Here is a 24,279-nt window from a genome sequence, read left to right on the forward strand (position 1 = left end):
AGAATTACAAATTTATGAAAAAACTATTGGGGATTTTGGGCGGGATGGAACCATTGGCATCCGCTGAATTCCTACAAACCATTTATGAAGAAAATTTGACCGATATTGAGCAAGAATTGCCCGCGTGCATTCTTTACTCCGATCTAACCTTTGGCGATTGTACAGAGGCAATTTTGGCAGGAACAGAGGAAATTTTAATCAAACATCTGGAGTCATGTACTGAACTTCATCTCATCACCAAGTATTTCATCAAATGTCAAGTTAATAAAGATTATAAAATTGTAGACCCCCTTTTAAAGCTAGCAAAGGATTTTTGGAGGTTTATCGATGCTTAATGAGTGTTTTAACGGTGACTCCCAGATGAATCGTCAAGTCACTTTAGTACGCCACAGTTCGCCCGTGAATGGCTTGGGTACAGGAATCATAGAGTGGCTCGATCAAGCTTGTCAGAGATTCCCTGAACAAATAGCCCTTGAGTATAAAGGCTGCCAAGTATCATATAGCAACCTTGATGAAATGGCTAACAGATTAGCAAATTGCTTGATGGCGCAGCTATCAAAGGGTTCGATTGTTGCGGTGATTCTCGATGATCGGATCGAAATAATTGTAACGCTGATTGGAATCCTCAGAACGGGTTGCGTATTCGTACCTCTCGATCCAGATTTTCCGGCAAGTAGGCTCAGCCAAATTGTTGCGGATGTGGAGCCAGATTGTTTTATTACTAACTCAAAATATGAAGATTTAGTGAATAAAATAAATTCGGCAAATAACAACAATTACAAGATTATTAACTTGGGGGAAAATAGTAAATACGCTTTTAGCAATGAGGGGCAAATAAAGAGCAGTAAATTCTTAGTAGATTTCAGTGCAGAAAGACCGATTGTTGACCTTGATCCAAACGATTTATGCTACATTTATTATACATCAGGTTCTACAGGAACGCCAAAGGGTATAGCAGGAAAACTCAAAGGAATTTCTCACTTCATCAAGTGGGAGATCGAAACATTTAATATTGATTATGGATGGCGGGTAAGCCAGTTTACACAGCCTACATTTGATGCTTTGTTAAGAGATGTTTTTGTCCCGCTATGTGTGGGAGGGACTATCTGCATACCTCCGGAAAAGCCATTGATGATGGGAACAACGGAACTGGTAGATTGGATTGACACTCAGAAGATTAATTTGATTCACTGCGTACCGACGGTGTTTGGGGCGATCGCCAGCAGTCATCTACATCAGAAGAAATTCCAGTCACTAAAATACATTTTGATGGCAGGGGAGACGTTGCCTATATCTGATGTCAATAGGTGGATGGAAGTGTATGAGAGTCGAATTAAACTGGTCAATCTTTATGGAGCCAGTGAAACCACGATGGTGAAATTTTATCACCAAATCCAAAAGTCCGATCTAGAACGAGGGTTCATTCCTATTGGCAAGCCGATGAAAGGAGCTAGGGCTGTAGTACTGGATGAGTGGGGAAATGTATGTCCTCGCGGAGTTTTTGGCGAGCTTTACATCCGAACTCCCTATCAAACGCTAGGTTATTACAAAAACCCAAACTTGACTAAAAAGGTTTTTGTCAACAACCCATTTAGTGAAGATCCCAATGATTTGCTCTACAAAACAGGCGATTTAGCACGGTTATTGAATGATGGCACATTTCAGTTGAGGGGTCGCAAAGACAATCAGGTAAAAATTAGAGGAATCCGAGTCGAATTAACGGAAATAGAAAATCAACTGCGAGATCATCCTTTAGTCAGAAATGCAGTGGTTGAAGTGAGAGAAGACATACCAGGCTACAAGCGTTTAGTTGCCTATCTAGTAGCCGATCCCTCTCAAGCACAGGAATTATCGCTCGTAGACTTGCGCTCATTTCTCAAAAAGAAACTGCCCGACTATATGATGCCTTCGCATTTTGTCATGTTGGAGGCGTTACCCTTAACCCCTAACGGTAAGGTAAATCGCCGCGCCCTGCCCACACCAGATATATCCCGCAGTCATCAAGAAGCCAGTTTTGTTGCACCCCGCAACAAAGCTGAAGAAATGTTAGCCGCCATTTGGGCTGAAGTTCTTGGGCGGGAGCGCTTAGGCATCCATGACAACTTCTTTGAACTGGGAGGGCATTCCCTTTTGTCCATCCGGCTGATGGCTCAGATTCAGAAGCAGTTCGGGAAAAACCTGCCCCTAGCGACACTCTTCCAAAATCCAACTATTGAACATCTGGCAAGTCTTCTTGGCGAACAAACAGATTTCCAAACCTCGTCTCCGTTGGTAGCAATTCAGCCTTCAGGAGCGCAGCCACCTTTCTTCTGCGTCCACCCAATCGGTGGCAATGTCCTCTGCTATGCTGATTTAGCCCGCCATCTGGGCATTGAACAACCGTTTTATGGTTTGCAATCACCTGGGCTGAATGGGGAACGAGAACCCCATACCCGCATCGAGGACATGGCTTCTCATTATATTGAAGCACTACAAACGATTCAGCCTCAAGGTCCCTACCGGATAGGAGGCTGGTCTTTAGGTGGTATCATAGCTTTTGAGATGGCACAGCAGTTGCACTCTTGTGGGCATCAAGTAGCTTTGCTGGCATTGATAGATAGTTATGCGCCCATTACAAGCAACAAGCGTGAAGAAATGGATGAAGCGATGGTAGTAGCTACTCTTGCTATGGACATAGGCGGTCTTTTTGGGAAAGAACTATCCGTCTGTGTTGATGAACTCAAGCAAATGGAATCGAACGAGCAATTAAATTACATTCTAGAACAAGCAAAAACGCTCAATATCTTGCCTCCAGAAGTTGAAGTGCAGCAGATGCGCTATTATGTGCAGGTTTTCAAAGCCAACCTTCAAGCAAAGTCTTGTTATACACCCCAGCCCTACCGAGGTAAAATTACTCTCTTGTGCGCTAGTGAGAAATTGAAGAAACAAACCTATGACCCAAGTCAAGGCTGGAGCAGGTTAACTGAGGTTGGTGTAGAAATTCGCCAAATACCAGGGGATCATTATACCATTCTCCAAGAACCCCATGTCCAAATTTTAGCCGATCGCCTGAAAAATTTTCTGATTGCACCCCTTCACTAAAACTTAGTGGAAGCCAATCGTGTAGGTGGGTATAAATACTTCTCCCGTTTCTTGATCTTGAAAGCCCCTATCTATTCCTACTCCATACAATCCCGTCAAATTCGCTTCAATCCAACCAGCAGTATCAGAGTAGCCCAAGTCAGCGCAGGATCTCAAAGTTGCCACCCAACTTACTAGTATAGTTGGATCGGTGGTATGAATGGCGTGGAGTCCGCTCCATACACTACTTGGTACAGAAATAGGACTGGTGGCTACAGCTAATTTAGCTTCAGCATTTTGTGGCTGTACAATTTGATTGTCTACCACCACAATTTGTCCTTTGTCCGAGGAGGTTTCCCCCTGCCAACTTACCGTTCCATTGAGTTGATAGTTCCAGGGAATAAAGAAATGAACGATGAGGTATTGCAACCATTCAACATAACGGTAAAATTTTTCATGCCCATCCCATTCCACACCTCGCCCATCAGATGTAGGTTGCCACTGGCAATGAAGTCCGGGTTGTCCTTTGGGAGGACGGTTATCATCAAGCACCGAGGATTCTGCTTGTGGGTGCAACTCGTTAATAAAATAGCCACCTTCTTCACCCAATGGTAAACCAACGGCATCTCTACCAGGATCGGGAATTGTGGCAAGTATTGTAGGCGATCGCTTGACTCGTCGAGTACGAGCAAATTCTAAAAGGTAAAGTACCTCAAAGTCAAACAAGGGACGGTTAAGCTGAAAGTTCCCTACGAATTCCGTTGTATATCCCATAAAGTTGCTAGTATGAATTTACCTGTAGAGACGCGATATATCCCGTCTCTACGAATGTTTTGAATGTTGATGAGAAATAATTTTCATATATTATACTCCCAAATTTCCCTAGTAGGCTCACCAAGTTAGGTGGAAGCTATTTCACCCATTTGGATGACCAAAGTGTGTGAGGGCAAAGTTTGTCAAAAAAGAGATTCTAGTACTAGAGAGTATTGATTACACATAAATCTAGTCGGGACAAACTTATGAAACTTATTAAAACTTTGGCAGTATCTGCACTTGCTGTTGCTTCTGTTGTTCTCACTGGTGGAATCGCCAGCGCTCAAACAAATACTACCACCATATCACAGACAACATCAACCACAACACGCGGTATGAACGGTAGTTACCTTGGTGCAGGTCTTTCTGCTGGGTTAACCAATGGTGGACAACAAAACGATGCAGCCTTATTAGGTGGAAATATTCAAGGACGAGTTGCTATTCCCAAGTCACCTGTATCTGTTCGTGGTTCTGTTCTATTTGGTGGTGATTCAACCGCAGCTATGCCGATGCTGACTTATGATGCACCAATCGCCAAAAACACTAACGTTTACATCGGTGGTGGTTACTCCTTCGTGACTGATGAAGGTGAAGCTAGTCAGTTGGGCAACCAGAATGCGCCTGTAGTTACCCTGGGTGCTGAGTCCGAAGTTGCGAAAAACGTAATTGTTTACGGTGATGCTAAGTGGGGTATTGACGCCTACAAAAACAGTGATGCTGATGCCCTGAGCTTACAAACAGGTGTTGGCTTCCGCTTCTAATTTTAAACAAAGGCATCAGAGCAGAAGGCAGAAGGATAAAAGCGTAATTTTCAGATTCCGATAGAAGCCCGACTTCTTAAAGAAGTTGGGCTTCTGATTTGTATACTTTTTCTTTTCAATTATTTGTATTTTATTTATTTAAAATAATAAAGATATTTATTCTCAAATTACTAAAAACAGTATTTTTACGTATTTAATATTCCAAATTATTGTGAATTTACGTATAGTCCACATTGTTTTATACTCAAGTAATGAGGCATTCTGTAATAAGATAAAGTTACCAGAAGTCTAGTATTGACGGCTTTACTGGATAACAGATACGACCTGAATAGGTAAGTATTTTGTGCTATAAAAAGAATATACATTTTACTTTGCTCGTTAGAAATTACTACTTTAAATGTCTAATTCATCTTTCAATTATCCGGCTCAAAATACAGTGGTTGGCAAACGAAACATTAAAGAAGTTCCCTTTGTGGAAATGTTTAATGGTCGTTTGCAAGGAGTTGTTTCTAGTGGTTCTGATATCGAAAGGGTATATGTTTCTTTCTTTGAAGCGGGAACGTTGAACTTCTATTGCAGCACTAACAACAATCGCCCTTGCGGTGGTTTACGCGGATACTCGTGCAAGCATTTGCAAGCATTGCTAGAGGAGGCGATCGCTTCTGTAGGCATTGTGCAAGTTGTCAATTTTTTAAAAGTTCCCGGCGACATCAGCCAACTCAAAGCCGCAGCGGATATCCTTGCCCGTAAAGGCACAGTAAAAAAAGAATCAGTCAGCGAGGTATTTAGTCGTTTTCTCAATTATCTACGCTACTTAGAATTAGGTACATCAAACCAGCCAATACCCGAAATGAGTTGGTTCGTCTAACAACTAAACATTTATGACTTCTATCAACACACTGAACCAACTTCCCGAAGGTACTCAAGCAGCATTAGACTTGATTGCCGAATTAGATCAATGCTTTATTACTGGTTTCGCTAATCTCGACAATCAACACCACCAGACATTAAACACTCTCCTACGGATATTCACAGGTACACCGCTACACCAAACTCTCGCGGATGCCTGTACTGCCATCCAAGGCAATGAGTTTGTCGAGCGACATTTCACCGTTCTAGCTGCTGTACGTGCTGCCCTACAAGGCTCACTATTTGATACCTTGCTTTCTCAAGCTAGAAACTTGTTAGGAAGAAAAGAGGGAGATGTAATAATCGCGGAGAATGATCCTGTCGAAGTTCCCGAACATGCGCAAGTCTGGTTGGAAAGTGTTCGTCACTGGTTGATGGAAATCGCTTTGGTGGGTTATGCCCGCCTCGATACCTCAACTTTAGTTCATTTCACGAAAACTCTAGAGCAAATTCAGGCAGAACCGCACTTGATTCGCCAAGCCGCTCTCCTCACCGGATTTTATCACGAATTAGTCAATCGGGTTCCAATAGCTGACAGCAGCACAATTCCTATCTACCGTTGGGTAGATTTATGGACACAAGCTATGGTAGGTACTTTGCATCCCGCAGTACTGCAACAGCCAAAAACGATCTCTGGCACTTTAGAATTGCTAGGGTTAGACTTGCGTCATCACGCCCATTTAGTTAGTTTCACCGCTTACGGGTTGCTGACAGCAAATGCTTCAGTTCAACAAGTGAGAATTACACTGTCTGCTTATAAAGTTGATGTAATTAGTGGCGATCAAATTTGGCTGCTATTTCCTCACGCTACTGTTTTACTAGATGCTTTGACTCAGAATCAAGTACTACACTTAAATGATGTTCCTTTATTACCAACAGGCGACTTGCTTTGGCAAAGAGATGCCGAAGTAGGCAGCAATTATAATCTGATGAAGAAAGCAGCAGAGTTTTTCTCTCCTAGTGCCTCTAAAATCTTCACACCCAGCTTGATTTCTCCCACATTACGCCATCCAGTACAACTTGCCGAACCTGTATTCTTGAGTAATTATAAAACCAGTACTAACAACAACGTACTCACTCTAAATTGCCAAGATGGAGGAGTGCTACCCATAGCAACTGAGCGTATTAGCCCATTATCAGAACTAAACACAGAAGCCCTGAGTAAATCCAGTGAAATATTTGGACTTTTGCGCTTTGATGCTGGACGTTGGGCTGTGCAACCATTAGCAGCAACAGTGCAAGGTAAAACCATTTTCACCGGGCAAAAAGCAGCCAAAATTCTCAAAACACCGCCAAAAACAAGCACAGTTGCTACTTTACAAGAACGAGCCAGCCGTTTACTCCGCAAGCGTTGAGGTGACTTTAAATGATTGATGTACAGATAGCTCAACGTCGTCAAGTACTTTACTGGAGATTACTCTCCAGTATGTTCGGCTTTACTGAAGAAGGTGCAAACTTTGAGCGCATGTCTGGCGAAATCGTAGATGAGTTAGACTTGCCGCAGCTAATCCTCGATCCCAACATTAGTATTGAGAACTTGCTCCAGCGCTACCCTGAGTTAGAACCAGATTTTCTTGCGCTAATGGTATCTGAGGCAGAAGAAGCAGGGGAGGCAGGGGGAGCAGGAGAAGCAGGGGAAGTTAATTCCTCAACATTGCGTCGTGCGCTGGTTTTTTCTAAACTGCTACTGAATGCCTTTGGTCCTAATACTCAAAGTAGTGTAGTTTCTGCACAGCAATATGCTCAATGGCTTAGAGATTTGAGCTATCTGGAAAAGGCGCTTGGTTATCCACCAGGTAGCTTACGTGGGCAACAACCAAATATTGGTGTAGGTAAGGGTAGTAGCGGTGCGGGTAGTGGTACTGGCGAGGGTTTTACCGTTACAGAAGAACAGTTACGCGCCACACTGAAAGCATTAGAAGGCGAACTAGTTGAGCGAATGGCGTTGCGGGAGGTACTCAAAGATGACAAATTAGCTAGTCAGTTAACACCCTCAATGGCATTAGTAGAGCAACTTCTCCGCGATAAAGCAAATTTGTCGGGTAACTCTTTGAAAAATGCTAAACGGTTAATTCAGCAATTTATTGATGAATTGGCGGAAGTTTTGCGCCTACAAGTGCGAGAGGCAGTTTCTGGTAAAATAGATTACTCAGTTCCGCCGAAACGGGTTTTCCGCAATCTGGATTTGAAGCGCACTATCTGGAAAAACCTGACTAACTGGAGTCCAGAGGAACAGCAATTGTTGGTTGACCGTTTATACTATCGTCATACGGGGAAAAAGAAAACACCGACTCGCATGATTGTTGTCGTTGACCAATCTGGTTCAATGGTTGATGCGATGGTGCAGTGTACAATTCTCGCTTCGATTTTTGCTGGACTTCCCAATGTCGATGTGCATCTGCTGGCTTTTGATACGCGAGTACTAGACTTAACACCGTGGGTACACGATCCTTTTGAAGTACTTTTACGTACTGAGTTAGGAGGTGGTACTTATATATATGAAGCACTGGTAGAAGCCGCACAAAAAATTATGGAGCCAAGCAATACGGTATTAGTCTTGATTTCCGACTTCTACGAAGGCGGTAGTGACCAAGTTTTGTTTGACTACATCAAGTCTTTGAAAGAATCTGGTTTACATTTTATACCAGTAGGAGCGGTGACAAGTTCGGGTTACTTTAGTGTTAACCAATGGTTTCGCGATCGCTTGAAGGAATTAGGTACACCAATCTTAACAGGCAGTCCGAAGAAATTAATTCAAGAATTGAAGAAGGTCATTGTTACTTAAAGAAAAACTATGCAAGTCACAGAACAACGTTACTACACCCCCGAAGAATATTTGGAACTAGAAACTGTAGCTGAACTTAGAAGTGAATATTATCAAGGACAGATATTCCCTATGCCCGGAGGAACACCAAATCACAATCGGATAGCAGGTAACTTTTATGCTGCACTAAATTTTGCTCTGAAAAAGCAACCATTTGATGCATTTATGAATGATATGCGTTTATGGATACCAAAAACGCGATTGTACACATATCCAGATGTAATGGTGGTAGCAGGTAAATTAGAGTTAGCCCCAGGGCGTAAAGATACAATTACCAATCCGGTGATGATTGCCGAAGTGCTATCACCATCTACAGAAGAATATGACAAAGTAGGGAAATTTCAACTTTATCGTTCAATTCCTACATTAAGAGAATACATTCTGATTTCTCAAACAGAAGTTTATGCTGAACAATACTCAAAAATAGAGGATAACAAATGGCTTTTTTCTGAATATGAAGGTGATGCAGTGCTGACTCTAGCATCTGTACCATTTCAAATACCCCTGCCAGAACTATACGATAAAGTTGAATTTAAGTTAGAAACAATTACTGAATAGATATAGTTAATAAAATGGCAAAAACAAAAACTACTACAACAATACTCCGGCAACCAGCAGAAATTAAATATAAAGAGGAACTTGAATATCTTGCCTCAATCGACAAAGGAACCAAACCTTTTTCTTGGCGATTATCACCTCAGATGGTAAGGACATTTGTCTTAGGTAGTACTCCTGCCCAAAAACTAGATCGTCCTATTGCCCAGAAATGGTATGGTGATACAGCGATCGCCGAACGTGCGATTGTTACTCTAGCATCAGACAGAGGTTTATTGTTAATTGGCGATCCGGGAACGGGTAAAAGCTGGCTGGCAGAATTACTCGCCGCAGCCATTTGTGGTAACTCCACTTATGTAGTACAGGGAACAGCGGGAACAACAGAAGACCAAATCAAGTATTCTTGGAATGTAGCAATGGTAATTGCTAGTGGTCAATCTCCTGACTCTTTAATTCCCTCTCCTATAATGACAGCAATGCAAACTGGTGCAATGGGACGTTTTGAGGAGTTGACAAGATGCACATCTGATGTACAAGATGCACTAATCTCAATTTTAAGCGAAAAGTACGTTTCTATACCTGAATTGAAAGCAGATAACATTGCCTTTGCTCAACCAGGCTTTAACATTATAGCCACTGCTAACAGTCGCGATCGCGGTGTGAATGAACTATCCTCTGCCTTAAAACGACGCTTCAACTTTGTACACATGCCCGTAGTAACAAACAAAAAACAGGAGAAAGAAATTATCCTGTTCCGCACTAAAGAATTAATGAGTCGTCATGGTTTTGAAGTTGACGTACCGCCAACATTACTAGATGTACTGTTGCAAACCTTTGCCGATTTACGGGAAACAACCGCCGCAGCCAATTCTGAAGATCAAAGATTAGAGTCTTCCCTATCTACCGCCGAACAAATAGGTGTGTTAGAAGATGCCATTCTCCACAGTCGCTTTTTTGATAGCACTACAATAGAAGCAGGAGCACTAGCGCGATCACTTGTCGGTACCCTAGTACGCCGACTGCCTGAAGATGTCTCCGTTCTCAACCAATTTTGGCATACAGTTGTCGAGAAACGCACCAAAGAGCAAAAAGGAGAGTGGGAAGCATTTCTCGAAGGGGGAAAACAAGCAATGGGAATGATGAGAAAATAACTATGGTTAACCTGCCAACCGCATTAAATGCTCTACAAGAACAACTACTTGATGCAGCCCAAAAGTTTGCTACAGATGCTCAACCCTTGAGTGAACTCTTAACAGCTTTAGTCAAAGATGTAGAAAGGGCTGCGTCTGAACCGTTGGAAATATTTCCGGTGTGTCATCACTCACCATCTTCGGCATTGCAGATGGTACAACGACTGCATCGGATATCACCAAAAGTAATTTACCTGGAAATGTGTGAGGATTTGCTGTCTTGTGTAGAGCATTTGCGCGATTGCAAATTACCCGTAGCATTGCAGGCTTTTGCGGCTGAGTCGAAAACATTTTCGCCCAAGTTGATGCCTTTGAGTGTGGTAGCACCTTTAACTGAAGCTTCTGCTGAGTATCAAGCTATTGCCTATGCTTTACAACATCCTGAAACACAACTGGTGTTTGTAGATCGAGCGGTTGATTTTGTGTTTCAATGGGAACCACCCCCACAGCATGAACAATCAGAAGTACCGCCAACAGAGGAAGCTAAGATGCACGGTACAGCGGTTGGGGTGGAAGTTGGCAGTATTACGCCTACTTTTGACCAATTTCTGGGGTTTTTGCTGCGTAACTCCAATACGCGCCACTTTGCGGAATGGTGGGATCAGTATGTTGAGCAGGCAATTATTGGTGCTGATTATGAAACCTATCGCCAAGTGATGTTTCTGATTGGTAGCTTGATGCGGCGATTGGGGCGTCAGGAGAAGGATAAGAAGAGCGATCGCCTCCGCGAAAGTTACATGTGGACTCGTATTAAGCAGCACATGCAAACCAAGAACATTGCTCCTCATGAAGGTATTTATATTTGTGGCGCAGCACATACTGTAAATGATGTTCCCGAATTTGGTGTTGCAAATGATACTGTGTGGTCAATTCCCGAACTTACCGAGACTAAATGGCTTTATGGGCTAATTCCATCCAGCTTTGCCGCAATTGAATACCAGTTTAACCATCCTGCTGGCACGGTAACACTAGCAGAAGCAACTTGGAAAAAGAGCCTAAAGGTAGCCAAGTTAAAACCGTTTGTTTTGGAAAAGACAGGGAAGACAAAGGGAGCAGGGGAGCAGGGGAGCAGGGGAGCAGGGGAGCAGGGGAGTAGGGGAGTAGGGGAGCAGGGGAGCAGGGGAGTAGGGGAGCAGGGGAGCAGGGGAGCAGAGGAGAATTTGTCTTTTTCTCCCTCACTCACAAACTCCCTCACTCACAAACTCCCTCACTCACAAACTCCCTCACTCACAAACTCAACACTGGCAGATTTTCTGACTCGTCCACCTGATTTGGTAGCAGCGGATACAGAACAGTTACTGCAATGGTGTGCGGATATTGTGGCATCAGCGCGTAAAAATGGATATTTGTCAAGTACTGCTGATGCCATCGCTATCTATCAAACTTCAATGTTGTTAGCTGGGATGCGGAATCGGGCGCATCCCACACCATATGATTTTCAAGATGCTGCCATCACTTGTTTGGAGAAAGATCGCACTCCCAAGAAACGCAATATCTACCAACTATGTCAAATTTTACTAGGAGGCGATCGCGTTGGTACAGTTGGTTATGCATCGTTACCACCCTTAGCTCAAGATGTATACAATCGTCTTGCACCACTGGGGATTAATTTACTCGGTCAAACTAATCAACGTGCTTTAATGGACTTTAAGCAACAACCGGAGTGGTTGCCTTGTTCGGATGTGCTGTGGCGGCTACATTATTTAGTAGGCGATCGTTTAGTGCAACCAATAATGGGAGAGCGAAGTCTGGGGCATAAGCCGTTGCAAGAGTCTTGGGAAATTCGTATCGGTAGATATCAGCGAGAAATTATCATGCTGGGCTACGAGGGAGTGACAATTGAGCAAGTATTGGAAGCGCGGCTAAAAAAGTCAGCTTTTGACGCCCAGGCAACAACTAGCACTACCCTAAAAGCAGCAGAAGATAGCATTTTATATCTATATAGTCCCCGCTTAACCCAAGAATTAGGAGAACATGCAATCTCATTACTTAAGCAAGAGACAGGTGCAGAAGAAGCACCGAAAATTTTTGAGCGGGTGCGGCGTTTAGTACATTACTACCGCGCTACACCAACAGGTTTACCAAATTGGATTGAGCGATTTGTCGTCACCGGATACGGACATTATGCCACACTCTTGCCCCAAGCCTTTGCCGACAGAGGTACTTCGCCCGAACAAATTGCCGGAATGTTAGGTTTTATCTTTACCCTAGAAAGTTTGGCACTGTCACTAGGTTGTAATCGCAGTCAGTTAATGATTGGAGTGCAACAGGCAACTCAAGAGTTAGAAGATCCCGCAAAACTAGGTTTGCTGTGGACAACAGAATGGTTGCTGTCACGACGAACCATAGAACAGATGCGTGAGTTCTTTAATCAGGTACTCACCAATCCCATGCTACTCAAAACGTTCCCTGATTATCTGAATGGATTTATCCTCGCACTAACATTTGCTCCCCGCATCAGTCGGTTTGTAGTTGAACTGTTAAGTCAAGTGTTTGCCTCTGTGCCAGATACAGTTTTACTACCGTGGCTACCCAGTTTAATTTTACGTTTGCGCCCTCATGCCCAAATTCTACAAGTGTTAGTGAAAGAAGCAGCCGCTTGTTTTCCCAAAAAGTTGAGTGGTTTCGACTCTTGGCAACCATCTTGGGTAAAGCAATCTACCTCTTTACAGGTTGCCACTCAGGTAGAAGAAGCACCAGCACTAAATGAACAGCAAATACAAGTGCGGCAAATGCTATTTAATAGCAAAACAACTGCCCAAGCAGTAGCACAGTTGCTAGGGGTTCAAACTTTAACTTGGGAAGAAGTTTTGCCAAGTAATGCAGTCAATTCTCCGACAAATCTTTCCGAAACAGAAACGAAAGTGAAAACATTACTGAACTCTAACCCAGCTACAATGGAATCTTTGGCAGTTTTTGTTCATATTTAATACATTACCCGGACGCAATATCCCATCGCTTCCTTTTCAACTTGATCATGCATTCTTTAAAATTAAAGCCTTAATTTGTTCGTTATCAACACTTATGCCGTGACGTTGTAAATAGGGACGTAAATTAATTTGAATAAACAAATCTTTCAATTCTTCGGCTATTTCAGTCGGTGGATTTCCAGATAAAGCTGTGGCTATCAAACGTTCTGCTGCTTGCAATTCTCCACAGTTAACAGCAAGATTTGCGGCACTTCGATGCAAAACCGAGCGTGTTGGTTCAGCGTCTAATTGATTAGCAATTAAAGCTGCTGCTGCCTGCTCGCTCTCAAATGCTTGCCGAGTTAATTGCAACGCTTGTTCCAAATCACCTTTAAGTTTAGCTAGAAATGCTGCTTCAGCTAAATCCATCGCTACTGTATGTTTTTCTTGAATATTACTCATTTTTTTGCTACAAAAGATAGGGGAGTGCTGAATTCAACAAAATCTCCGCTAACTGTTTTTAGTTAAATGGTGTTGCGATCGCATCTACCGCCTGGATGTTTTTTACATAACCGTATAGTTTTAAAAAGCTATCTCGAAGAAACATTGAGGGATATTCTGCTGACTCGTCAAACTCTTGGAGTCGCTCACCAACAATGCGAACAATAGATAAAGCACGCTCGGACTTAAATTCAGATTCGTTTTCTATCATTAGTTCCAAGATAGTATTCAAGATATAAGGATTGCTGTGTTGTGCTTGTTTGCTGATATAGTCCATAGCCTGTTCTCGATTTAGGTTAAAAAGTATTTCTAGTGCAGATGCCTGTAAATAGCGATCGCCTCGTGACTTGGACAAAATTTCCCAAGCAATTAAAGCCGTTATACTAATTTTTCGTCTTGACAATTCTCCAAGAGCAGAAGTTGCAATAAATAATTCATCACCTAAAGCAAGTTCCTTGAGTGTATTTTCCGATAAACTCCTGTAATCTATATCCTGATCGGTCAGCATCATTAATTCATTAATTTCCATTGCTTAGGCTCCTTACTTAAAAATTGAACAATAGTTTTCAAACTTGACGCTCATAGTTAAGCCAACTAAACTTTTCAATACGAATTATCCTTGCTCGTTTCGTACTACCGACGGAACTGAATAGATGACAGGTATCTTGTGCTATCTGGCAGTATTACCCATGTACTCAAAACCTTAAGTTGACCACTCGCTCCTTCTAGATTACTTGAATGCTCAACTCTATTTTCAACTGTTACTTTTTCCCCTACCAAGAGTAAGTGTAAAATAATCTTATTAATGTCATCAACAGAATCTGTTAATCCTATACTTTTAATTGATTCAAACATTTCTTGAGAACGTTCATAATTCTTCTTTAGCCTTTTTATCTCCTCTAATCTTGCCTCATTATTTGGATCTATATCGAACTCTTTACGAAATTCCTGTTTCATTTGTTGGAGCCGTCGCATCTCCTCCTGAGGATACATAGCAACCTTACCCATCACATAATTTTCAACCTTGGCGATCGCCACCAAGACTGCTCCTTTTTTGGCACAGGAGACAATTTGACCAGTTGTTACTTGAAAGGAGACAGTCTCAAACAATTTACACTTTTTCCCTTTGATTCAGGAATAAATTACTTCGTAGTGGTATCTCTAAGCTATAGTTTTCTTCGGTACATAACTGCTGAAGTTCTTTAAAGGCTTGAGCTAAAGATGTTTGTGCAGCTTTTTGCCGCCAGTTTAAAAATTCACGGAAAAGCTCAGGCTCTACAGCAGCCACTAATTCCTCTTCGGTGTAGATTAGTTGAGGTTCAAGACTTGTCGCATTAATTATTGAGGGTAGCTGTTTTTGGGCTTCTTCAAGTGTCCATTTCATTCTCAAATTCTCTCATGAAAGACGCCAGTCAACTACAATGGTAGCGCCTACTAAGTAAGTAGGTAAAATTAAATATAAAATAAACTCTACGTTCGTAGTACCGACTCCTAGCGTAGGGGCGTAGGTTATAAGGGCTGAAGCCCTTACTACCAACGAGCATTTATTTACGCTTACTTACAAGTCAATTACCAATCTAAAATCCAAAATCGATATGACTCTTTTTTGTTTAGTTCATGGTGCTTATCAAGGCGCGTGGTGTTGGGATCTGCTAATTCCTCATCTAGAAGCGCGGGATCACAAGACAGTAGCAATGGATCTACCTATTGAAAACCCGGATGCTACTTTGTCCGATTTTGCCGATGCAGTAATTCAGGCATTACCTGAAGATGAGGACGATGTAATATTAGTCGGTCATTCAATGGCTGGTACTGTTATTCCGATTGTTGCCACTCAACGTCGGGTTCGTAAGCTAGTATTCCTGACTGCACTCATTCCTTACCAAGAAACCAGTACACTTGACCAATTTTATCATCACATGGATTCTGATACCCTTAAATCACTCAATTACAAACCAGAACAGGCGATTTTGGATCGATTCCGTGATGAACCTGATATGTTCAACCCAGCTTCTGTGGGGAAAAACTTTTCAGATGAAGCAGTAGCAATGGAGTTTTTCTTTCACGATTGTCAATCGGATGTGGCGCGTTGGGCAGTTTCCAATATGCGATCGCAGCAATCAATGGCATATATTTATGAGAAAAGCCCTCTACAAGCTTTCCCTGACGTGGAGTGCGTGTACATTGTCTGCGCAGACGACCGGATACTTTCTCCTACTTGGTCGCGGTACGCTGCACGTAAACGCTTGGGAGTCGATACGATTGAGTTACCTGGAGGACACTGCCCTTGTTTATCTCGCCCTGCTCACCTAAGTAATGCACTTTTGACTGTTGTGTGAACAAGCCATTCACTCGCAAAACTCATGACAAACTCGTTTTCTTTAATGTAATGTTTGTTGGCATTTCTATTACTATAAAGTTATTATTAAACATTTTTAGAGAGGATTAATGTTAATCATTAACAGTTGAAAATGTTATCAATAAAATAACTTTTTTGGCGAAAATGCTATTAAAATAGCTACTATTGGAGAAAGGTATTAGGCGTTGCTAAATAAGAGCGTTTTCACTCAAGCAACGCTATTTCTATTCCAACCACACACAACTGTTGAGGTCTAAAAAGATGTTGAAAAAAACTTTAGCCCTTGGTCTAGTAGCGGCGGCGATGCTCATCGCTCCCACTACTGCCCAAGCTAACGATCAGGACCAATACAATCAGCAGATCACAGAGCAAGACGGTAAGGCTATAGATTATAGTACTAACGTTCAAAACGCTGAAAGTAGCAACAATCAAGAGCAATATCAAGAAAACCGCTATCGTCGTGGTCGTGATCGCGACCGTGAGTATGATCGCGATCGCAAACGCGATCGCCGCTATGATCGTGACCGCGACCGTGAGTATGATCGCGATCGCAAACGCGATCGTGACTACTACCGCCATTAAGGGTGTTCAAGAAACCAGCCGAGGTTAGCATAGGCATTTATATGTCAGATTCAACATCAGTAACGAACGGTAAGCATTAATACTTCTCAAAAATCACTCGCTTTCTTGTAGCGGGTGATTTCTGCTTGATTAGTGCTATAATATCTTGAATATTCAGATATATCTCCTTTATAAGTAATTAAATATGCTTGAGCATTTTTCAGTGTAACTACTTCCATAAATTTCCAATTCCTAGCTCCAATCTGAGCAGTGTAAATTATCCCATAGGCTGGACGATTGCCAAATGTTGTATCTCCCTTTTGAAGAAATCTTAATTCACTAAACTTTCTATCTTTCTTGAGTTGATTAATAAATTTGTTAACATAGTTAGAAAGTGTTAAAGTTTGTGACAACTTCTCGTGAGTGATAATAAGCTCTGCCTTTGCCTCTTGCATTGTATGGGCTTCAGAAGAGGGGATAAAAGCTACAACTTCATGGGTGAAAGGGTCATTAATCTTTTGATATACCCAATCTTCTGGATACTTGATTGCAAGATTGTGACTGGAATCTCTATATGTCAAAAAATTTATAGAAGATACAGATGGGTTATTAAAGAAATACTTAAGATTTAGGCGATCGCCTATTTTGATAAAAGTACCGACTAAAACAAATACTGCTATTATCAGAATTATCGAAAGTAGAGATACTCCTATCTTACGATGCAAAAGATTAGCTTGCTTGTTATACTTATGAGTCCAATTTCTCTGTTGGATAACTATTGTTTCCGCTCTCGCAATATTGATAATTTTATCTAGTTGACTATCTGATACGGTTGTCTCTAACTTTGGTTCAATTTGCTCTGAATGCCCTCGAATCCACTGCTTCAAACTATTTGCTGAAATTTCTTCCCCTGTTTTCAGTTGAGCTAGTAATGCTCTGCCTTCAGTATCTTGAAGCAACAAATTTTTAAGAATTTTCCATGCAAGTATATCTTCTGGATTAAGAGGATTTTCTTCCATTAATGCTTTTAAAGCTTCTTTTTCTGGCAAGTCATTAAGTGGCATTACACAAAGCTAGGTATTAGTTACTTGTTCTCGTTAAATGTTATATTACCTGCTTGATTGATGTTAAGAATTTGCCCTACTTCTCCCCCAAAGACCTGAGTGAGGAACTGCCCAACGTTTTTGTCTTGAATCGTGTCTTGCACCAACCGTTTTAATTCCTGTGCAAACTCTGGCTCAGCTTCTGCTTTTTCGGTCAAGATATCAGCTAAAGCCCTTTGGCGTCTCTCCTCTGAAGGTTTCTCTTCTAAGCGTTTGAGAGTCTGCTGAGCATAGTCGTCTTTGTCCAGACTGAACTTGTTGTGAATGGGGTTTGGTAGAGCTTCTTCATCTTGTCCCAGGCGTCTTCGCCAGCTTTCTGAAGCATCCCATCACCTACTTTGGCTAGATACGGAACTAGCAGAGCTACAGTAGATGTAATAATTGGAGCAATATCCATTGATACGTGTTTTTCCTCTTCAATAACAAATTTTTGCAAAACAATCAACTAATAATTAAGTATATACCCGGTTTACATATAATTCAACCAATGAAAATTTTTGCTAGTGTAAAGTAAAACATCTTCTCTAACCCGCAAAAAACTTTTATATGAGGCTCTCTTATAGAACTGTATCAGCACTATTTAGCATAGTGATGATTTTGGTAGTAGTGGCTCTTCAGCCTCTGTTGGCTACAGCCCTACAATCGTTTGAGGTCAGTGATATTACTAAAAAAATCACAGTTAGTATAGAGGGCTACAATCCAGGGTCAGGAGTAATTATTGGTAAAAAGGACGACGTATATAAAGTTCTTACCGTATGGCATGTGATTGAAGGGAAAGGTGAATATAAGGTTCGGACTTACGATGATAAATTGTATAAAGTTAACAAAGACCAAATCTGGCGTAAGCATGGAGTAGACATAGCAGTTTTAGAATTTAGAAGTAACCAAAGCTACCAAGTTGCTAAGATAGGAGACTCTAGTAGCTTAAAGGAGGGAATGACAGTCTTTTTTGCTGGTTATCCAGCAGTCGGACCGCTTAACTTAGGTCGAAATTATACATTTATTACTGCAAAAATTACTACTATCCCGAAAAGAGGATGGAACGGTTATAATCTGGGTTACGATAACTTTGCTATATCAGGTATGAGTGGTGGACCAGTTCTTAATGAGAATGCTGAACTGGTGGCTATTCATGGAGCTACAGAAATTCGCACGCTGACAGGAGCATCTGGGAACTATGGTGTTTCAAGTGCAACTTTTAGAAACTGGGAACAAGAAGTTATCCTGGCATCTCAGCGAAGTGTTACTCAGGATCAACCTCTTTCAGAGCAAGAGGTATCCTCTACCGCCGCACCGAGATTTCCGTCATTAAAGCTTAATAACAGTTCAACTGCCTCTGTTAAATACATTTGGCATGCAAAGGGTGTCGTGACTGCGGGCTATGGTTGGCGCTACGGAAGAATGCACAAGGGTATTGATATTGCTAACTCCACAGGTACGCCAATTTATGCAGCGGCTGATGGTGTAGTTGAAAAGGCAGGATGGAACAACGATGGCTACGGCAACATTGTGGATATCCGCCATCCCGATGGCATCATGACTCGCTATAGTCACATCAGTAAGATTCTGGTGCAGGTAGGTAAAAAGGTGGGCAAAGGTGAAACAATTGCTTTAATGGGTAGCACTGGGTTGAGTACCGGACCACACTTACACTTTGAGATTCGTACACCTTCACCCGTAGATGGTAGAGATATAAATGGTGCAGTAAATCCAATTGCGTACTTACCCAAAATATGACAAGCATTCTGAAATTTCTGTCTGGCGAGGGATGAAAGGCTTTGTGACATCAAAAGAAATAATCTTAGTACTTTTACCCTTAAACATTGCTGAATTAGAAAATGTTGCTTCAAGATTTTAGCAGGATTGCAAGATGACGGTAAATGCCAATACAAATTGCGCTAAGATATGTCGCATAACTGTGAAACTCTCTAAATTTGCTCATACTTTGCTTAAAGCTACGATTGTACTTGGAGTAGCAGCAAGTTTTCATGAACCTAGTATAGCTAGGAGTGAGAAGTTCTTTTGCGGAACAGGAACTACTGACCAGGGAAAAACTGTACCTGCAACCATTGCTCGTACAAAGCGTGGTAATGAAATTCACATGATTTACTGGTTATCTGAGTACTTGAACCATTCAGCTAACACACCAAAATTACGATGTAAAGAGGCTTCTCAAAGATTTCAAAAGTATTATGACAATGGTTGGCTCCAATATATTAGAACTGATATCATCAATGAGATTGGTGTAATTTGTGTTGCTAGAACTAAAGGCAGTAAGTGTGCAAACTCAGACATCATTGTTACTCTTCCTGCTAAAGTCGATCGCTTTGAAGCACTTGGAACTTTATTGGATTTGCGCCGACTCGCTGCTGGAAGTCCCTTATATTTAACGGACCAGCTTATTACTTATGAAAATGGAGAAGCTTATATTAACATTGATATCTTATTGAGCAGAGTTTCTTCTCCATAAGAGGCGATTGTAACGGTTTTTTCAAAGGTCAAGCCGGGACGCGATCGCGTCCCCTCACTCTTTCGTAATATTACTTAAATCCTTATCAGCCTCTTTATCTTCTTCCTCTTCCCCCAACCCTTTCGTATGCTTTGTCGTATGCAGGGTCGTGTAGACCAAAGCTTATTATTTCAACGCTTTTATTTTTTAGAGTATCAGTAATTTGGTAAACTAGGCGATAAACTTCCTCGTATCCTTCGACTTCGCGTTCTATTTCAAGTGCTCGCCATCCTTTTAACTCTCTTACTAAGTCGTGACTAGAAAATCCACAACAGCTATACGGATCTATTTCTAGGATAGGTATGAAGACTTGCCAGAAGTCGTCCTGCATTTCTTGAGACAGTTCTGGTAAGTCTTGTTTTTTAACCTGCGGATGAATTTTTATGTGAAATTTGGACGTTGTATCCACGTTTCTTTAGTCGTTCGTTAATCTGATCTATATTAATGGTTTTTCCTGGTTCTGATACAACAATCCATTCTGTTTCTTCAGTGTTTTTTATTCTTTCTATTGCTTTAGCTTCGGCACTTTTGCTGCTTAAGTACTGATATCGCTTTTTCCTTACTAACTCTAGAATAAATGTTGCGGCATATTTGATTCTGCTCCTATATTTTTCTTTGCTTGTTAATTCGTAAGTTTTTTCTGATGTTGCTGATAACAGTCCTGTTGCCAAATCTTCAACCATGCCTAGTGGAATATCTGGAAAGTTTTCTAGGCATTCCTCTAAAGCTTCTGCTAAGAATTCAACAGCTTCTGCCCAATTCTTGAATATGTCTTTATTTCCGTCTTTTTCAAGTTCCTTTCCAGCTTGGACAATTATAGCTAGAGTGTTTTGCATTTGCTCTAACTGTTTCCTTGCTGATACTAGTTTCTCTACGCAGGAAAGTATGATTTTGTCTAAGTCTTCAAATATTTTGTCTGGTAAAGGCTCTTCGTGTTTTTTTTGAAAGTCTCTGATTTCTCTGTTGATAAGTTTGACTTTATCTAAAACTAGGTCAATCTTATTAATTAGGTCTAATTCTTTTTTTTCACCAATTACAAATGCATCATTAATGATACATTGGATTTTTGTCAGGTCATTAACTACTTCTTTTGATAGAGAGTTTTCGCAAAACTGCCTGTCAAGCTCTACGCGAACTTGTTCTAACTGGTAGTGGATAACTTTACCCACCTTGCTTTCCAACGCTTTTGTGATTAATTCTCTATCTAGGACTACCACAGCACTCACCTTAATCCCATTAATCTAATACGGATTGATAAAAATGTCAATCTGCTTCTATTAGCTAGATACAGGATGGGGCGATCTCCCCTCTAAGCTTAACACATCCGCTTAATTAAGTATAATAGAAGGACGAACAGCCATTCGCCCTTCTACAGATTAGGCATTAAATTTTCATTGCACACTTCAAGTAGACGTTTTAGCGGCACCATTAAAAGTGTCATAGGTGTAGCCGTACTTTCGGAACTTCAAAGTGTCTTTTGGCGTGACAATATCATCTGGGGAAAAAGCAGGTACTAAGGATAACAAATCTCCTTGAACCCAATTAGCTGGAGTAGATTCACCACCGTCCCAAGGCCACAATCTGTCGTTAAGATTCTCACCATAATGTCCACCCTCGGCAGGATAATAATCGCTACCCGCATGTCCATTTACTTGCCACTCAGCCCAGAGACGATCTACGTTGCTATGAATTAGCCAAAAAACTGGATCGTTGATGGAACTAGCCAGCGCACCCATTGTACCTAAAGGTTCAGGACGACCTACAGCAGGATCAAAAGTGGCTCCACCGACAAAGCTATGAAAATAGTTGTGCTGAAAGACTCCTGGCGTTGGTTGTTGAGTAGAACTATCTAGTTTGATAAATCCTTCTAAAGCTAGACGAAAATTTTTATAATCATCAATGGTTAAGAGTTGCTCCACATCCTCACGGGGAACAGGGTAAGTATTTGTAGGCGGAACTTGCATAAAACGTAGGAGTACTTCACCAAACGGTTCTCCCGTTGTCTTGACATGTAAGGTTGGATTCAAAATCCATCCATTAGCAGCGGAAAAAGGACCGGACTGAACAGGTCCTCCTTGAACACTAACTACTGGGAGGTTAGGTGCTGCTTGACCATCAAAACCAGACATCATCGAACCACTTGGAGCGTTACCGAAATCCGGGAAGTTAGGTGCTCCTTGACCGTCAAAACCGGACATCATCGAACCATTAGGAGCGTTACCGAAATCGGGAATGTTGAGGGTTACTCCTTGACCATTTGGTCCCATGAAGTCATCAGCAAAGATAACTTCCAACGCTTTAGGGTCTGTCCAATCCCAGTATGGAATTGTTACATTGGGATTTACTGATTGCAAAGCTTTCTCAAATCGGTATATAAACTCACGATGCCACGGTAGAAATACATCGCTTTCATGCGCACCATCATGCCCAGCAGCAGGACCTTGAGCCGCCTCGTACATTAAACCCATTGCTGCCACATGCACCGCAACAAACTGGTCATAAATATTGATATTACTACCTTCTGGAACTGTATTTTTTAATGTCCGGATAGCATCAATAAAGGCATATTTCTCTTGTGCTGTAAGGTCAACTACGTTTTTTCTCACCTTGATTCGAGATGCCGGAATCTTTTTGCTAATGAGAAGGTTGTTGTTTGTGGGAGCAAGAACGGAATTAGCTTGATGTGAAGAATAACTGTCTTTGAGGATTTGATGAGATGCTTGTTCAACATTATAGGACATTGCTGGAGATCCGAATACGATCAGGGCAGCAACCATACTTGCAATCAATACTGTTTTGATTTTGCGGAATATTTTCATAATACATACGTAATTGTCTTGTCAAGATTTGAGCTTCTTCACAAGACTGATCTTTAATCTAGGTTGAACAAGTGATTATGTATACATTAGATACAATCATTCACATCGGCAATATAAAATCTTTTGGAAAAACCATCTATTTTTTAGTAAATAGTGCATAAGTCGCATAATACAAGGGCGAACAGTTGTTCACCCCTACAAGTTACTAGTTAAAATTCCATTGCCAATTCCAATTAGGTGTGTTAGCTGCACCGTTCAATGTGTCATAAGTGTAGCCGTACTTTCTCAACTCCAGAGTGTCTTTTGCTGTCACAATATCATTAGGTGAAAAACTAGGTAGTAATGATAACAAATCTCCGGAACCCCAATTTGCCGGAGTGGATTCACCACCGTCCCAAGGCCACAATCTGTCGTTGAGATTTTCTCCGTAATGTCCACCCTCGGCAGGATAATGATTGCTACCTGCATGTCCATGTTGCTGCCATTCAGCCCAGAGACGATCCACATTGCTATGAATTAGCCAAAATACTGGATCGTTGATGGAAGTAGCAAGGTCAGCTAATGTACCTAGAGGTACGGGACGACCTACAGAAAAGTCAAAAGTAGCACCACCAACCAAGCTATGAGAATAGTTATGCAAATATACTCCAGGCTTTTGTTGTCCAGTAGTGCTATCTACTTTGAAAAATCCTTCTAAAGCTGGGCGAAAAGTTTCATATTTGTCAAAGGCGAGGACTTGCTCTATATCTTCTTTAGGAACAGGGTAATTATTTGTAGGCGGCACTTGCAAAAAGCGTAAGATTTGGCTGCCAAATGATTCTCCTGATGACGACTTGAAATGTAACTCTGGGTTCGCAATCCATCCACTAGCTGCGGAAAAAGGTCCGGATTGAACTGGTCCTCCGTGAACAGCGATCGCCGGAATGTTAGGCTTGGCTCCTTGACTATTAACAAGCGACGGATCAAAACCACCAGGATTACCTGAACCTGGATTGGGGTTGAAACCATCAACAAGCGACATATCAGGAGGGCCACCTTGAGCGTTATCGAGCGGGACGTTGAGGGTTACTCCTTGACCATTTGGTCCCATAAAGTCATCATTAAAAATAACGGACAATGCTTTAGGATCTGTCCAATCCCAGTAGGGAATCGTTACATTGGGGTTTACAGATTGCAAGGCTTTCTCAAATCTATAGACCAACTCACGATGCCACGGTAACAATAGAGCGCTTTCATGGGCGCCATCATGCCCAGCAGCAGGACCTTGAGCACCGTCAAACATTAAACCCATTGCTCCTACATGCACTGCAACAAACTGATCGTAGATATTTAGGGCTTGCTGAAAAACTCAATAAAAAGCCATAGGAGGATTAGTAAAATATTCAAGCAAGAGTTATAGATAAAAT

24 protein-coding genes and 2 pseudogenes are annotated in these 24,279 nt (G+C 41.6%); 14 read left to right on the forward strand and 12 right to left on the reverse strand.

The annotated features are described in order from the left end of the window. Positions 1-14: 14 nt before the first annotated feature. Both ICL16_RS17535 and ICL16_RS17540 read left to right on the forward strand, forming a co-directional pair. The gene (locus ICL16_RS17535) at positions 15-335 is read left to right on the forward strand and encodes a hypothetical protein (protein WP_190830061.1); all 321 of its coding nucleotides are present in this window, start codon (positions 15-17) and stop codon (positions 333-335) included. Beyond that, entirely contained in the window at positions 328-3,081 is a 2,754-nt protein-coding gene (locus ICL16_RS17540; RefSeq protein WP_190830063.1) for a non-ribosomal peptide synthetase family protein, read from the forward strand. The genes ICL16_RS17535 and ICL16_RS17540 overlap by 8 nt, the downstream gene beginning before the upstream one ends. 3 nt (positions 3,082-3,084) lie before the next feature. Here the strand turns inward: ICL16_RS17540 and ICL16_RS17545 are convergent, their stop codons facing one another. Continuing rightward, positions 3,085-3,834 (reverse strand): hypothetical protein, encoded by a 750-nt coding sequence (locus ICL16_RS17545; RefSeq protein WP_190830065.1) that lies wholly within the window; start codon positions 3,832-3,834, stop codon positions 3,085-3,087. A 245-nt stretch (positions 3,835-4,079) separates the two neighbouring features. Between ICL16_RS17545 and ICL16_RS17550 the strand changes: the two genes are divergently transcribed. From ICL16_RS17550 to ICL16_RS17580, 7 genes are all read left to right on the forward strand, one after another. Further along, complete coding sequence (locus tag ICL16_RS17550; RefSeq protein WP_190830067.1) at positions 4,080-4,634, forward strand: outer membrane beta-barrel protein; 555 nt, start codon at positions 4,080-4,082, stop codon at positions 4,632-4,634. 397 nt (positions 4,635-5,031) lie between these two features. Beyond that, positions 5,032-5,502 carry a hypothetical protein gene (locus ICL16_RS17555; RefSeq protein WP_190830069.1) on the forward strand — a complete coding sequence of 157 codons (471 nt, stop codon included), beginning with the start codon at positions 5,032-5,034 and terminating at the stop codon, positions 5,500-5,502. Positions 5,503-5,515: 13 nt separating this feature from the next. Next, the gene (locus ICL16_RS17560) at positions 5,516-6,898 is read left to right on the forward strand and encodes a hypothetical protein (RefSeq protein WP_190830071.1); all 1,383 of its coding nucleotides are present in this window, start codon (positions 5,516-5,518) and stop codon (positions 6,896-6,898) included. An 11-nt stretch (positions 6,899-6,909) separates the two neighbouring features. After that, positions 6,910-8,328 (forward strand): VWA domain-containing protein, encoded by a 1,419-nt coding sequence (locus ICL16_RS17565; protein WP_190830073.1) that lies wholly within the window; start codon positions 6,910-6,912, stop codon positions 8,326-8,328. 9 nt (positions 8,329-8,337) lie between these two features. Next, a complete protein-coding gene (locus tag ICL16_RS17570) occupies positions 8,338-8,925 on the forward strand; it encodes a Uma2 family endonuclease (protein WP_190830075.1) in 588 nt (195 codons plus the stop codon). A 14-nt stretch (positions 8,926-8,939) separates the two neighbouring features. Further along, complete coding sequence (locus tag ICL16_RS17575) at positions 8,940-10,073, forward strand: ATP-binding protein (protein ID WP_190830077.1); 1,134 nt, start codon at positions 8,940-8,942, stop codon at positions 10,071-10,073. Between the two features lie 2 nt (positions 10,074-10,075). Next, complete coding sequence (locus tag ICL16_RS17580; RefSeq protein WP_190830079.1) at positions 10,076-13,042, forward strand: DUF5682 family protein; 2,967 nt, start codon at positions 10,076-10,078, stop codon at positions 13,040-13,042. Positions 13,043-13,087: 45 nt separating this feature from the next. On the opposite strand, the gene ICL16_RS17585 is transcribed toward ICL16_RS17580, so the two are convergent. The 4 genes from ICL16_RS17585 to ICL16_RS17600 form a co-directional block, all read right to left on the reverse strand. Further along, a complete protein-coding gene (locus ICL16_RS17585) occupies positions 13,088-13,483 on the reverse strand; it encodes a hypothetical protein (protein WP_190830081.1) in 396 nt (131 codons plus the stop codon). Between the two features lie 58 nt (positions 13,484-13,541). After that, on the reverse strand, positions 13,542-14,051 hold the full coding sequence (locus tag ICL16_RS17590) for a hypothetical protein (RefSeq protein ID WP_190830083.1): 510 nt from the start codon (positions 14,049-14,051) through the stop codon (positions 13,542-13,544). 104 nt (positions 14,052-14,155) lie between these two features. After that, entirely contained in the window at positions 14,156-14,632 is a 477-nt protein-coding gene (locus ICL16_RS17595; RefSeq protein ID WP_190830086.1) for a hypothetical protein, read from the reverse strand. A 1-nt stretch (position 14,633) separates the two neighbouring features. Continuing rightward, positions 14,634-14,906, reverse strand: a complete 273-nt coding sequence (locus ICL16_RS17600) for a prevent-host-death protein (protein ID WP_190830088.1) — start codon at positions 14,904-14,906, stop codon at positions 14,634-14,636. 211 nt (positions 14,907-15,117) lie between these two features. Here ICL16_RS17600 and ICL16_RS17605 point away from each other — a divergent pair, with 211 nt between their 5' ends. Further along, positions 15,118-15,861, forward strand: a complete 744-nt coding sequence (locus ICL16_RS17605; protein ID WP_190830090.1) for an alpha/beta fold hydrolase — start codon at positions 15,118-15,120, stop codon at positions 15,859-15,861. A gap of 281 nt (positions 15,862-16,142) precedes the next feature. Continuing rightward, complete coding sequence (locus ICL16_RS17610) at positions 16,143-16,463, forward strand: hypothetical protein (RefSeq protein ID WP_190830093.1); 321 nt, start codon at positions 16,143-16,145, stop codon at positions 16,461-16,463. 86 nt (positions 16,464-16,549) lie between these two features. Here ICL16_RS17610 and ICL16_RS17615 read toward each other — a convergent pair whose 3' ends face one another. Genes ICL16_RS17615 through ICL16_RS17625 form a run of 3 tightly spaced genes read right to left on the reverse strand, consistent with a single transcriptional unit; the run spans position 16,550 to position 17,942 of the window. Further along, positions 16,550-17,506: a PsbP-related protein gene (locus ICL16_RS17615; RefSeq protein ID WP_190830094.1), complete on the reverse strand. Its 957-nt coding sequence runs from the start codon at positions 17,504-17,506 to the stop codon at positions 16,550-16,552. Positions 17,507-17,526: 20 nt separating this feature from the next. Next, the gene (locus ICL16_RS17620; RefSeq protein ID WP_190830096.1) at positions 17,527-17,703 is read right to left on the reverse strand and encodes a hypothetical protein; all 177 of its coding nucleotides are present in this window, start codon (positions 17,701-17,703) and stop codon (positions 17,527-17,529) included. Between the two features lie 47 nt (positions 17,704-17,750). Next, the gene (locus ICL16_RS17625; protein ID WP_190830098.1) at positions 17,751-17,942 is read right to left on the reverse strand and encodes a hypothetical protein; all 192 of its coding nucleotides are present in this window, start codon (positions 17,940-17,942) and stop codon (positions 17,751-17,753) included. 194 nt (positions 17,943-18,136) lie between these two features. Here ICL16_RS17625 and ICL16_RS45705 point away from each other — a divergent pair. The 3 genes and pseudogenes from ICL16_RS45705 to ICL16_RS17635 all read left to right on the forward strand — a co-directional run. Then, positions 18,137-18,679 (forward strand): annotated as a pseudogene (locus ICL16_RS45705) (S1 family peptidase); the annotation flags it as partial. A gap of 186 nt (positions 18,680-18,865) precedes the next feature. Continuing rightward, positions 18,866-19,282, forward strand: a pseudogene (locus ICL16_RS45710) (M23 family metallopeptidase); the annotation flags it as partial. A gap of 181 nt (positions 19,283-19,463) precedes the next feature. Continuing rightward, the gene (locus ICL16_RS17635) at positions 19,464-20,015 is read left to right on the forward strand and encodes a COP23 domain-containing protein (RefSeq protein WP_190830100.1); all 552 of its coding nucleotides are present in this window, start codon (positions 19,464-19,466) and stop codon (positions 20,013-20,015) included. Between the two features lie 94 nt (positions 20,016-20,109). Here ICL16_RS17635 and ICL16_RS17640 read toward each other — a convergent pair whose 3' ends face one another. From ICL16_RS17640 to ICL16_RS17655, 4 genes are all read right to left on the reverse strand, one after another. Next, positions 20,110-20,463, reverse strand: a complete 354-nt coding sequence (locus ICL16_RS17640) for a hypothetical protein (protein WP_190830102.1) — start codon at positions 20,461-20,463, stop codon at positions 20,110-20,112. Continuing rightward, positions 20,417-21,271: a hypothetical protein gene (locus tag ICL16_RS17645; protein ID WP_190830104.1), complete on the reverse strand. Its 855-nt coding sequence runs from the start codon at positions 21,269-21,271 to the stop codon at positions 20,417-20,419. Before ICL16_RS17645 ends, ICL16_RS17640 begins: the two co-directional genes overlap by 47 nt. A gap of 186 nt (positions 21,272-21,457) precedes the next feature. Beyond that, the gene (locus tag ICL16_RS17650) at positions 21,458-22,795 is read right to left on the reverse strand and encodes a tyrosinase family protein (RefSeq protein ID WP_238360816.1); all 1,338 of its coding nucleotides are present in this window, start codon (positions 22,793-22,795) and stop codon (positions 21,458-21,460) included. Positions 22,796-23,078: 283 nt separating this feature from the next. Continuing rightward, on the reverse strand, positions 23,079-24,200 hold the full coding sequence (locus tag ICL16_RS17655; RefSeq protein WP_337907054.1) for a tyrosinase family protein: 1,122 nt from the start codon (positions 24,198-24,200) through the stop codon (positions 23,079-23,081). Positions 24,201-24,279: the final 79 nt, after the last annotated feature.

Source organism: Iningainema tapete BLCC-T55, from assembly GCF_014698965.1.
Lineage (GTDB): Bacteria > Cyanobacteriota > Cyanobacteriia > Cyanobacteriales > Nostocaceae > Iningainema > Iningainema tapete.